At 60.6% G+C, this 12,427-nt stretch carries 10 protein-coding genes; 6 read left to right on the top strand and 4 right to left on the bottom strand.

The window, feature by feature from the left end; genetic code table 11:
• Positions 1–138: 138 nt before the first annotated feature.
• Positions 139–1,128: a LacI family DNA-binding transcriptional regulator gene (locus tag BRPE64_RS27125; protein ID WP_016348171.1), complete on the top strand. Its 990-nt coding sequence runs from the start codon at positions 139–141 to the stop codon at positions 1,126–1,128.
• An 84-nt stretch (positions 1,129–1,212) separates the two neighbouring features.
• On the opposite strand, the gene BRPE64_RS27120 is transcribed toward BRPE64_RS27125, so the two are convergent.
• Entirely contained in the window at positions 1,213–2,502 is a 1,290-nt protein-coding gene (locus tag BRPE64_RS27120; protein WP_016348170.1) for an MFS transporter, read from the bottom strand.
• Positions 2,503–2,939: 437 nt separating this feature from the next.
• Between BRPE64_RS27120 and BRPE64_RS27115 the strand changes: the two genes are divergently transcribed.
• Positions 2,940–3,812 carry a DMT family transporter gene (locus BRPE64_RS27115; RefSeq protein WP_044043422.1) on the top strand — a complete coding sequence of 291 codons (873 nt, stop codon included), beginning with the start codon at positions 2,940–2,942 and terminating at the stop codon, positions 3,810–3,812.
• A gap of 82 nt (positions 3,813–3,894) precedes the next feature.
• Entirely contained in the window at positions 3,895–5,850 is a 1,956-nt protein-coding gene (locus tag BRPE64_RS27110) for a methyl-accepting chemotaxis protein (RefSeq protein ID WP_016348168.1), read from the top strand.
• Between the two features lie 30 nt (positions 5,851–5,880).
• On the opposite strand, the gene BRPE64_RS27105 is transcribed toward BRPE64_RS27110, so the two are convergent.
• Together BRPE64_RS27105 and BRPE64_RS27100 are read right to left on the bottom strand one after the other, a co-directional pair.
• A complete protein-coding gene (locus BRPE64_RS27105) occupies positions 5,881–6,189 on the bottom strand; it encodes a MocE family 2Fe-2S type ferredoxin (protein WP_016348167.1) in 309 nt (102 codons plus the stop codon).
• A 22-nt stretch (positions 6,190–6,211) separates the two neighbouring features.
• A complete protein-coding gene (locus BRPE64_RS27100; protein WP_144063582.1) occupies positions 6,212–7,288 on the bottom strand; it encodes a fatty acid desaturase family protein in 1,077 nt (358 codons plus the stop codon).
• 149 nt (positions 7,289–7,437) lie between these two features.
• On the opposite strand from BRPE64_RS27100, the gene BRPE64_RS27095 reads away from it, so the two are divergent.
• Positions 7,438–8,490, top strand: coding sequence for a LacI family DNA-binding transcriptional regulator (locus tag BRPE64_RS27095; RefSeq protein ID WP_044043420.1), 1,053 nt, complete (start codon positions 7,438–7,440; stop codon positions 8,488–8,490).
• Positions 8,491–9,746: 1,256 nt separating this feature from the next.
• The gene (locus BRPE64_RS27090) at positions 9,747–10,808 is read left to right on the top strand and encodes a glycosyltransferase family 2 protein (RefSeq protein ID WP_232519340.1); all 1,062 of its coding nucleotides are present in this window, start codon (positions 9,747–9,749) and stop codon (positions 10,806–10,808) included.
• A gap of 25 nt (positions 10,809–10,833) precedes the next feature.
• On the opposite strand, the gene BRPE64_RS27085 is transcribed toward BRPE64_RS27090, so the two are convergent.
• Positions 10,834–11,469, bottom strand: coding sequence for a TetR/AcrR family transcriptional regulator (locus BRPE64_RS27085; protein ID WP_016348161.1), 636 nt, complete (start codon positions 11,467–11,469; stop codon positions 10,834–10,836).
• A gap of 111 nt (positions 11,470–11,580) precedes the next feature.
• On the opposite strand from BRPE64_RS27085, the gene BRPE64_RS27080 reads away from it, so the two are divergent.
• Positions 11,581–12,420, top strand: coding sequence for a Rossmann-fold NAD(P)-binding domain-containing protein (locus BRPE64_RS27080; protein WP_016348160.1), 840 nt, complete (start codon positions 11,581–11,583; stop codon positions 12,418–12,420).
• Positions 12,421–12,427: the final 7 nt, after the last annotated feature.

Here is a 12,427-nt window from a genome sequence, read left to right as displayed (position 1 = left end):
TGGACTATGACATCCGGCCATCCGGCTCATCAGTTGACGGTTGGCATGCAAAAGACAAGATACAAAATGCCGTTGGCTTCGTCATTGTTTCCTGATTTTCTGCGACAATCCGTAAACACAGAGAAAACGTTACCCTTTATGAAGAAAATTTCGCCGACCATTCGCGACGTCGCCGCCGCGGCGGGCGTGTCCGTCGCGACCGTTTCCAAGTACATCAACGGTGCGCAACGTTTCTCGGCGCCGGTCGAAGCCCGACTCAAGGAATCGATCGAATCGCTCGGCTATCGTTCGAACCCGCTCGCGCGCTCGATGATCACCGGCAAGACCCGCACCATCGGGCTCACGATCCTCGACATCAGCAATCCGCACTTCACCAATGTCGTGAAGGGCGCGAATCGCATCGCCCTGCGCCATGACTACACGCTGCTGCTTGTCGATATCGACGAGAATCAGGCGCGCGAACGTCCGCTCATCGAGGCTCTCGCGCAGCGCGTGGATGGCCTGCTCGTCAGTTCGCGCCTGCCCGACGAAGACGCGCAATGGATGCTCGACCTCGACAAACCCGTCGTGCTTCTGCGCAATGCCGAGTTGCCCATTCCGAGCGTCGGCATCAACAGCCGCCTTGCTACTTACATGCTTGCGCGCCATTTGCTCGATCTCGGGCATCGGCGTATTGCGTATCTCGGCTTCGAGCACGCGCGCATCAACGATGAACGGATTCGCGGCGCGCGCGAATGTCTCGCCGAAGCGGGACTCGAACTCGATATCTACGAAGCCCACGCCCCCACTCCACTCGCGGGCGAACAGGCCTGCTCGCGCGTGATGCTCGGACCGAAGCGGCCGCAAGCCGTGATCTGCTACAACGATCTGATCGCGCTCGGCTTCATGAAGGAAGCCGCGACGCTCGGCATTCGCGTGCCGCACGATGTATCCGTGACCGGCATCGACAACGTGCCGTACAGCGCGTATGCCGCACCCGGTCTCACTACCGTCGACATCCAGAGCGAGAAGATGGGCGAGCTCGCGATGCAGAAGCTCATCGATGCCCTCGCCGGTCATCCGGACCCGGGCAACTCCATGTTCGAGCCGCGACTCATCGTGCGCGAATCGACTGCTGCTGTTACGTGACGCTCGCCGCGCCGCCTGCGTGCTGCGAGTGCTGGCGGCGCGGCGCATGTTGCGTTGATACCGTTGATGCTGTTGCTACCGTTGTTACGCTTCGAGCTTCGCCGGCGCCATCTTCGGCGAGAGGACGTGCATGATCGCGAAGGCAATCAGGTACGCCGATGCGCCGATCGCGAACAGCACCCAGTAGTGACCCGTGCGTTGCAGGACCTGGCCGATCACTTCCGAGAACAGCACGCCGCCGATCGAGCCGGCCATGCCGCCGATACCGACCACCGCGCCCACCGCACGACGCGGGAACATGTCCGATGCCGTCGTGAAGAGATTCGCCGACCAGCCCTGGTGCGCCGCCGCCGCGAGACCGACGATCGCCACCGCGACCCACAGATTTTCCGCTTGCGACACGAACGCGATGGGCAGCACGGCGCATGCGCAGATCAGCATCGCGGTCTTGCGCGCCGCATTCACGCTCCAGCCTTTGCTCAGCAGCTTCGATGAAATCCAGCCGCCGCCGATGCTGCCGACCGTGGTGATCGCATAGATCACGACAAGCGGCAAACCGATGTGCTGCATGTCCATACCGCGCGATTCATTGAGCCACTTCGGCAACCAGAACAGATAGAACCACCACACCGGGTCCGTCAGGAACTTGCCGACGATGAACGCCCACGTCTCACGCTTCTTGATGAGCACCTTGAAGCCCGGCGCGCCCGCGTGTGCGTTGGCTGCGTCGGCGGCTTTGGCTTCGTCGCCTTCGTTCGCGAGATCGTCTTCCTGCGCACTGCCGTCCGGCTGGCGATACATGAAGAACCACACGACGAGCCACACGAACCCGATCGCGCCGATGATCACGAACGCCGCGCGCCAGCCGAACGCCACCGCGATCGCCGGGATCAGCGCCGGTGCGAACACCGCGCCGATGTTCGCGCCCGAATTGAAGATGCCGGTGGCCAGCGCGCGTTCTTTGCGCGGGAACCATTCGGCCGTGGTCTTGATCGCCGCCGGGAAGTTGCCGCCCTCGCCGATGCCGAGCAGCGCGCGCACCATGGCGAAGCCCATGACGGAGCCGACCGCCGCGTGCAGTATCGCCGCGATACTCCAGATGAACATGGCGAGCGCATAGGAGATGCGGGTGCCGAGCCAGTCGACGATGCGCCCGAAACAGAGCAGCCCGACCGCATAGAAAGCCGAGAACGCGATCACGATGCGGCCGTACTGCACCTGCGACCAACCGATGTCCTTCTGCAGCATCGGCGCGAGCAGACCGAGAATCTGCCGGTCCATATAGTTGATGACCGTGGCGAAGAAGAGCAGCGCGCACACGGTCCAGCGATAACGGCTCGCGGTTCGCACGACGCCGGCAACGACAGTGTTCATGAAAGTCTCCGGACGCGGCGGCGCTCGTCGAGCCGCGTTCTTTGTTGCATGGGACGGCGACGAGCGCCGGGGGCCTGGCTTGAGGTGGGTCTGCTCCGTAGCAAACCGGCCCCTGTTCTGGAAAACGTTTTTCGGAGAATAGTCGTTTTGCTCAAAGCTGACCATCCCCGTATTTGCCCTAATACGGCTTCTTATAGCCACTCTACGGCGTATTCGAGGGACTACGGAAACCAGGAAACGCTCACGTTAAATGAGTTAATCGTTTTCTAGAAACGTTTCCTAATCCCGGGCTTCGCTCCGGTCCGCGCATCATCCATGGCCTTTTGCATCTTGCGTTTTGCATGCATGTTGGCGTTTTGCATTACGCACTCAATATGCCGAGCCTGCCTGTATGATCGAGACCCATCCGACCAACAAAAAAGACCAGATTGCCTGCCATGCCTGCTCGCTTGACGGGATTTATTTATCTGCTCGTCACGGCTACCGGCTGGGCGCTCAACTGGCCCGCCATGAAAGTCTTGCTGCGCGAGTGGCCGCCGCTCTTCTCGCGCGGCGTCGCCGGAATGGCCGCCGCCGTTTTGCTCGGTGCGATAGCGAAATCGGCTGGCGAAAACATCCGCGTGCCGCGCGCGCTCGTGCCGCGACTGCTGCTCGCATCGGCGATTAACGTTTTCGCGTGGATGGGCTTCTCCACGCTATCGATAAAATGGCTCTCGGTCAGCGAAGGGGCGCTGCTCGTCTACACCATGCCGATCTGGGCGATGTTGCTCGCCTGGCCCATCGCGCGGCGCAAGCCTTCGCTCGCAGGCTTTTGCGCGCTGGCGCTGGGCCTCGCGGGCGTGCTGGTGCTGCTCTCCGCGCACGGCTTGTCTTTCGACAGCGGCAAGATTGCCGGCATCGCATTCGCGCTTGCGGCGGCTATGCTCTTCGCGCTCGGCACGGTCGTCACGCACGCGCCGCTGCCCATTCCGCCGGTCACGCTCGTCGCTTGGCAAGTCGGCATTGGCTGTGCGCCGATGGTCGTGCTCGGCCTCGTGATCGAACATCCGGTCTTTTCGGCCCTGGCGCCCGATGGCTGGGCGGTCCTCGTCTATATGAGCCTCGTGCCGATGGGCGTCTGTTATCTGGCGTGGTTCGCAACGTTGCGCCGCCTGCCCGCCGAACTCGCGTCGATCGGCATGCTGCTCGTGCCGATCATGGGCATCGCCGCCGCAGCGCTTGCGCTCGGCGAGCCGCTGGGACGGCGCGAGGCGCTCGCGATGGCACTCACGCTCTCGCGCGTCGCGCTCGCAATGCGCCAACGCCGCTAGTCTCGTCAAGCGGAAAAATTAAAGTGGGTTGCCGGAATTGCCGATATGGGGCAGTACAACTCTTATCGTTCGATCACGCCCCATGTTTCGTATCAGTCTGGCCCGCATGAACGTCGGGACCAAATTCGCTGTGCTCGCTTGCGCGCTCACGGCCATCGTCGTTGCGTTCTTTACCCTTGCCGTCACGAGAAATGCCGGCGATCAAGTCGATGAACACGCGCTCGCACGCGTCGATGCCGAGAATCGCTCGATCGCCACGATGATCGGCCTTTACGACAAGGCCGTGAGCGCCGAAGTATCGCGCTTCATGACGATCTTCACGCATCGGCTGCCCGCCACGTTTTCACTCGACGAGACGCGCACCGTAGACATCGCCGGCACGATGACGCCGACCATGTTCGCCGGCGACAAGCCGCTTAACAACGACTTCACGATTCCCGATGCGTTTCTCGACGAGAGCGGCGCTATCGCGACGATCTTCGCGCGCACCGGCGACGAATTCGTGCGCGTCACCACGTCGCTCAAGAAGCAGGACGGCACACGCGCCATCGGCACCCTGCTCGATCGCAAGGGCCCGGCGTATGCGCCGATCATGTCGGGCAAGCCGTATATCGGTATCGCCGCGCTCTTCGGCAAGCAATACATCACCGAATACAAACCTGTCACCGATGCGTCGGGCCGTGTGATCGGCGCGCTCTTCGTGGGCGTGGACGTGAGCGCGGAATTCGCCGCGCTACAGGACACCATTCGCAAGAACCTGATCGGTGCGAGCGGTTATCACTTCGTCGTCGATGCATCGAATGGCGCGAATCGCGGCAAGCTGCTCGTGCATCCCGGCGCCGAAGGCCAGCTCGCCGATGAGCGCGTTGCGCCCTTCAAGCAGATGCTCGATAGCCACGAAGGCAAGCTCGTATTCGACGGCACCGATATCGCAGGCGCCGATGCGCGCGTGCATGGCGGCACGAAGGAAATCGTCTATATGACGGTGCCGCAATGGCAATGGATGATCGGCGGCATTGCGTATCGCGACGAACTGCTCGCGGACATGCACCGCAGCCGCAACCGTTTTCTTGCGCTGGGTCTTGCGGTCGTCGTGCTGCTCGTCGGCGTCTTGCTCTATGCGGTCACGAAGCTGGTGAGCCGTCCCATCGATGATGTCACGCGCGCCTCCGAGCGCATCGCGGCGGGCGACCTGACCGTGCGTATCGATAGTCGCAGAGAGGACGATATCGGCCGCCTGATGCGCGCTATCGATGGCATTGCGCGTGGGCTTGCCGGCATCGTTGCGCAAGTGCGCAGCGCATCGGCCGACATGAACGAAGGCACCGCGCGCATCGCCGCAGGCAGCAGCGACATCGCGACGCGCATTGCCACGCAAGCGGCGAGCGTCGAGGAAACGGCGGCGAGCATGGAACAGATCACGTCGACGGTGCAGCAGAACGCGGCCAATACCGTGCAGGCCGGCGAACTCGTTGCATCGGCATCGGATGCGGCGCGTGCGGGCGGCGCAGCAGTCGGACGCGTCGTGACGACGATGGGCGAGATCGATGCATCGGCGCGCCGCATCGCCGACATCACCTCGACCATCGAAGGTATCGCGTTTCAAACGAATATTCTCGCGCTCAACGCGGCTGTCGAAGCCGCGCGCGCGGGCGAGCACGGCAGAGGCTTCGCAGTGGTCGCGTCGGAAGTTCGCTTGCTCGCACAGCGCAGTGCGGACGCCGTGAAGGCAATCGAGGCCCTGATTGCAGAGTCGGCCGCCAAGGTGACGCACGGCTACCGGATCGCGGAAGAAGCGAGCAGCACGATGAGCGGCATCGTCGAGCGCGTGGCGCGCGTGAACGCGATCGTCGGCGAAATCGGCGTTGCATCGCGCGAACAGGCGAGCGGCATCGAGCAGGTCAACAGCGCGGTCATGTTGATCGGCGAAGCGACGCAGCAGAACGCATCGCTCGTGGGCGAAGCGGAGCACTCAACGGTCGAATTGCGCGATCAGGCCGAAAGGCTCGAACGTGCAGTAAGCATGTTCCGCGTTTGAACGCGGATTGATGACTTCCCTTGGCTTCTTCTACAACTCGATAAGGATGCGACCGCTCTCGACTTTAGCCGGATATGTCGCGAGCTTTTCGCAAACGGGTGCGCATAGCGGCCGCCCGTCGCGGATATCGAAGCGCCCGTTGTGTTTCGGACATTCGATCACGTAGTCCATGACGAAGCCATCGCTCAGATGCACGTGTTCGTGCGTGCATAGACCGTCGCTTGCATACACGGCATCGTTCACGCGATAGATGGCGAAGGTGCGTCCATCGTGATCGAAGCGCATGACGTCTTCATCTTCGATGTCGTCCAGCGCGGCTGCATCGACCCATTGCGTCATGACCAGTCGTCTCCTTAAGTCTTTATGCCTGCGTTGCGGCCGGCACTGGCCGCTCGACGTGATACGAGGGATCGCGCGTTTGCCGCATGAGTGCCGGAATGATTTCCGCATAAGCCGCGATCGTGCTGGTGTAGGGTGGCGGCATGTCGTGCCTGACGGCGTCGTGCAGACGCGGCAGCGCGTGGTACGGCACCATCGGAAACATATGGTGTTCGACGTGATAATTCATGTTCAGATAAAGAAAGCGGAACACGGGATTCATCATCACGGTGCGGCAGTTCTTGCGATGATCGAGCACGTTTTCGGGCATGCCGGCATGCTGTGTCAGACCGAAGAACAAATAAAGCCACGCGCCATAAAGACTCGGCAAGCCGATGAAGAGCAGCGGCAGAATGGAATGAAACACGATGCACGCGGCGATTAGCGCGGCATAGATCGCAAGCCAGACGCGCGCTTCCAGAATCACCTTGGGCCATTCGGACTCGGGCACGTACGTCTTCTCTTCCGCGCCGATATTGCCGAACGCCGATGAAACGATCTTCGGCACTTCGCCCGCCGCGTGCTTCAACGCAAAGACGTTCAACGCGATGCTTAGCCAATCGGTCGGCAAGGGCACCGCAATCTCGCGGTCACGTCCCACGACGAGCGTATCGGTGTGATGACGCGCATGACTCCAGCGCCAGATCGTCGGACGCCGGAACACCTGAAACGACGCGACCTGATAGAGCGCCTTGTTCATCCACGATGTCTTGAACGCAGTGCCGTGCCCGCTCTCGTGCCAGCGCGAATCCGCCGGACCGCAATAGAGCGCGCCATACAGAAGAAATGCAGGAATGGCCCACAGCGAATTCGCATGCCACGCGAAGTACGCAAGCATGCCGCTTGCAAAGATCGCGGCGTACCAAAGCAAGGTGTCACGGATTGCGCGCGCATCGCTTCGCTGCATCAGGCTTTTCATGAGCGGGCGCGGCACCGCGCACTTGTACCACTCGGCATTCACGAGACCGGCCGCTTTAGCGCGCTCTCCCGCGCCGCCTATCAATTGATAAGCACCGTGCGCATCCTGAACATTCGCACTTCGGGACTGCTCTGATCCCATCATGTCACCTCAACCGATGATTGAGTTTACATCATCCGATAGTGTTGGATCGATGATAGAAGGCGCGCACAATGGACGCAACACTCCGCTGCATTTGCTATCTTTAAGCATCATCGCGCGATTTTAGAATCCATCATTTCCATCAAAAGATGAGCCGACGTCCCACTCTTCAGTCCGTGGCGGATGCAGCCGGCGTGAGTCCGGCGACCGTGGATCGCGTGTTCAACGGCCGCCTGAGCGTGCGCGAAGGCACGGCTCTGCGTGTGATCGAAGCGGCTGAACGCATTGGCTATCACGGCGCAGCGCTCATGCGCGAGCGTCTGCGTACGCAACGCGGGGCGACGAGCGAGCGGCATACGCTAGGTTTCTGTCTGCAAAAACGCGCCGATCCGTTTTATCAGACGTTTGCGCGCATCCTTACGGACGCCGCCGCGCGTCATGAACCCGAGGACTGCACGGCGGTTATCGAGTACATGGACGAACTCGATCCTGCCTCGATTGCCCGCACGCTGCTTACGCTCGGCGAAGAGGCCGATGCGCTCGGCGTCGTCGCGGTGGATCATCCGCATGTGACGGCCGCGATCGAAACGCTGCATGCACAAGGCAAGCCGACGGTCACGTTGCTGTCGGATCTGAGCGCGCCGTTGCGCGCGGGCTATATCGGCGTAGATCCGCGCAAAAGCGGACGCACGGCGGCATGGGCAGTAAGCCGTCTCGCGCGCCGTGACGAGGGCACGGTCGGCGTATTCGTCGGCACGCCGCGCTATCTCGGCCAGGAAAGCTGCGAGATCAGCTTTCGCTCGTACTTGCGCGAGCATGCGCCCGGCCTGCGCGTGCTCGATACGCAAATCAATCTGGAGGACAAGCAACTCGCCTACGAAGCAACCCTCGCGATGCTCGCGCGACATGCCGATCTTGCCGGACTCTATATTCCGGGCGGTGGCGTGGGTGGCGTCATTCGTGCGCTGCGCGAGGAAGCGTCGGGAAGGCGCATCGTGACCGTGTGCAGCGATCTGATGCCGGACCGTTACGAGGCGCTGGTCGAAGGCGTCATCGACCTCGTGATCGATACGCCGCTACAACGCATCGCCGAAACGGCGATACAGGCGATGTTGCGCGCATTGCAGGCTTTGCCGGGAGAGTCTGCACTGGCGAGTCAATATCCGCTGCCCGCGCAGCTCTATACGCCGGAGAACGTTTAAGCGCGCTAATGATCGACTAACTCTTGGCGCCTAGGCTCCTTCTTGAGTTCACTCACTAAAAGAGATCGATCATGAAACGCCTCGTGTCAGGCCTTGCAACAGCACTGTTTACCTGCGCCGCTATGGTGCCCGCTCTTTCGTATGCGCAATCGAAAACATCCGATGTCCCCTCGGAAACGCAATCAGTCACTCATTCGACCGCGTACTACGACCGTGCATCGCACGGTGATCAGGCGTATGGTTCGAGCAGCGAGGGCACCATACAAAGCGGATGGATCACGCAACCGTCCGCCCAAGCGCTTCGACAATCGCTCTATATTCACCACTAAGAAAGCTTTTGATTTGCTTTCAATTTTATCGTAGTCCGAAAATTTGCTCGGTGGTGGCACTGTGATTGCTATATTCTGAGGCGCTTAGCTGTTACGCGCTCATTCAATCAGATGCGCCAGAAGCCTTGCACCAATACAGCGCGTACGCATTTTTTTCATACGCACGCAGTATCTTTATTGAAGGAATGAAAATACTGCTGACTTTTGGGCATTCGCTTGCATCTTGAAACGCTTTGTCACGTTTAAGGCCTTCAAGATGCAGGCGTCGTGTGGTGGACCGCACGGAGCGCGCGCCGGCTAGTCCGGAGCATAGTAGAAATCCCTAGGATGCCGCGAATGTTTCATCAGTTGTTTCGGCGAGTGCAAATCGATTCTTCTTGAAAGACATACTGCTGAGCCACAAGCGTCAACGCTTCCAGTATTTTTGAACCGCTAAGATGCAAGTCACGCATACATCCTCGCTTCAATAACGAGGCTTGAGTTCGAATCCCACGCCGACGGGCTCGTCGCTCGTGACTCGGATCTTGCGTCATGGAGAAATCATGGCGCTTTTGGGGAATCCGCCCCAACGAAGCCGCTTTAAGGCATTTTGCTCGATCGACATGCACGTCACGCCGGGATTTTCGGGGCCGGCGAAATGGCGCGACATGCTCCAACTATAAGCGTCGTAAGACCGTTCATGTGAATGGCCATCCGTGGCACGCATGACGGCTCGCGTCGCAACGGCGTTTGCGCCGTATCCATCAGACCCCAGCATGACTCGCCGTGCAGCGCGTCGTACGAACCCTTTGCATCATCAGCGCACGGTTCAAAGCATCGCCGCACGACGAAACATCGACAACGGCCCGCCGCATCGAAAAAGATGTGACGAGCCAGAGCCCAATCAACTGACGGAGAAGGTCCTATATGTCGTTTGAGAGTGACTCCTTGCGAGACACGAACCCGCTTCTCACCATCGTTGTGGCGGCTTACAACATCGAGGGATACGTCGAGGAAGCGCTCGAATCCCTGTTGTCGCAGCCATATATCGACGCGATGAGAATCGTCGTCGTCGACGACGGCTCTCGCGATGAAACCTATGCCGCGGCACGCGCGATCGTCGAGCGCGATGGCGGCGTGCACATAGAATTGCTGCGTCAGGAGAATCGTGGCCTGAGTGCGGCGCGCAACACCGGCATGGCGGCGGTGCGCACGCCCTATGTCGGCTTTCTCGATGGTGACGACATCTATCTCGAAGGCTTCGCCGAGGCGGTGATGCCCATACTGGCGACGCGCGAATGGGATCTCGTGGAATACAACGTCAAGATCATCGACGACGCCGGCCGCGAACTCGATGAAATCGACATCGTCGACACAGTAACGACCGGCGGCCATCCGGTGAATCGCACGACGCTGCAGCAGTTCGCTAACGGATTTCATACGTTTGCGTGGGCGCGCATTTATCGCTCAGATCTGTTCGACGAAGCGCCCTTCCCCGTCGATCGACACTACGAGGATATGGCCGTCGTGCCCTCGACGTATCTGCGCGCACGCAACGTCTATCGCATTCCGAAGCCCTTGATCGGGTACCGGCGCCGCTTCGGAAGCATCACGCAATGCGCATCGGTGCGCGACGTTCAGGACCTGCGCGTCAACGGCCGCGAAGCGCTCGCGCGTTGCGACGGCGGCGAGATGGACGACTACTGGCTCACGGTGTTCGACAAGCTGTTTCATCGCGCCTGCCACGTTTGCGCGCGAGTCGATCGCGGGTCCTTCAAACCTGCATCGGAAATGCTTGCGGCGATGGCGGTCGATCATCGCAAGGCGCGCGCAAAACTCGCCGAACGCAGCGGCCGCGAAGTCGGCGAGCTTAAGCCTTTCGATCTGAACGTACGTGCGGACCGTTCCATTCACTTCCTCAAAGGGATCTTGAAGAAGGTTTTGAGGCGCAGCCTCGATCATCATCAGCGCGAACGCCGCCCGGGCACGTCGAACCAGTTGAGCGGATGAGCGCACGGGCGTGCGAGCGGAGTCTTCAGGCCTCCTCGATCGCTCGCAAGCTCATCCGCTTATAGGCATCGACGAGCAAAACGCCCTCGCTGCGCTTGTGTGCGACAGCGAGGCGCATCGTTTCTTCCCCTAGTTGCCAGATCAGGAACGCGAGCGCATTGACGCGCTTGCTTTCCACCTGCGGCTTGACGCGCCGAATCGCGGCCGCGAGCAATGCGCCGCACGCGCGGCTCTCCGCGATCTCGAAGTTCATCAGCTCCTTGTCCGAGCGCAGCGCCGATGAGATGTCGCGCATCACCGGTTTGTCCATCACGATTTCATAGTATTGATCGACCAGCGCGCTAAAGCTGTTTAGCAATTGCGTCTTGTCGCGCACAGCGTCGAGCGCCTCGCGCACACAGCGGCGGCTTTCCGCCGCATACAGTTCGGCCAGCGTGCGCACGATCGCGCGCTTGTCGGGGAAATATTGGTAAAGCGATCCTATGGAGATTTCCGCAAGCTCGGCGATCTCGCTCATCTTCACGTGCTCGCTTCCCTTTTCGGCAATCAACTGCTGCGCGACCTCCAGAATGCGATCCAGCCGGTCACGGCTGCGCTGCTGCGCGGGTTGCCTTCGTGCCGTATTCAAGTCCGCTTCCGCTTTCGCCGATTTCTTTTGCATGACGTTCCTTCCGGCACCTTTCAGCGCCTGAAAAATCCTTGACAGTTAAATGTGAGTATCTATCATGTTTTAAACATGAGCAACTCTCACGTTTAAACCAAGGAGACAGCAATGCCTTATTCGGACTTCGACGACTCGCCCATCCTCGTTCTGGGCGCAAATGGCAAAACCGGGCGGCGCGTGTCGGAACGTTTGCGCGGGCTGGGCAAGAACGTGCGCGCATGTGCACGCTCGACGCAACCCCGCTTCGACTGGAACGATCGCGCGACGTGGCCCGCCGTGCTTGCGGGCGCAAAGCGCGCGTATGTGACGTATCAGCCCGATCTTGCGATACCCGGCGCGCTCGATACGGTCAGTGCGTTCTTCGATATGGCGCTCGCCAACGGTACGGAGCGCATCGTGCTGCTGTCGGGACGCGGAGAAGAAGAAGCGCAAGCCGCCGAGCAGGCGCTGCAGCGCTCGGGCGCGATCTGGACCGTTCTGAGATGCAGCTGGTTCATGCAGAACTTCAGCGAGAGCTTTCTGCTCGACCCGGTGCGCGAAGGCACGCTCGCGCTGCCGGTGGGCGATATCAAAGAGCCTTTCGTGGATGCAGAAGACATTGCCGATGCAGCCGTCGTCGCACTCACCGAGTCAGGCCATGAAAACCGGCTTTATGAGCTTACCGGCCCGCGCGCGCTATCGTTCGCCGAAGCGCTCGATTGCATCGCTCGAGCAACGCAGCGCGACTTGAACCTCGTACCTATTCCAGTCGATGCATTTCGCGCAGGCCTGCTGGAAGCGAGCGTGTCCAAAGAGGAATCCGATTTGATCGTCTATCTCTTCACCACGGTGCTAGACGGCCGCAACGAAAAGCCCGCTGACGACATGCGACTCGCTTTGCATCGCGCGCCTGGCTCCTTTGAGAACTATGTCAAGCGGACTGCAGCGAACGGCGTGTGGACCGTGTGACGCAGCC

Source organism: Caballeronia insecticola, assembly GCF_000402035.1.
Classification (GTDB): domain Bacteria; phylum Pseudomonadota; class Gammaproteobacteria; order Burkholderiales; family Burkholderiaceae; genus Caballeronia; species Caballeronia insecticola.
Note: the sequence above shows the minus strand (reverse complement) of the source record. Positions and strands in the feature narration are given on the sequence as shown.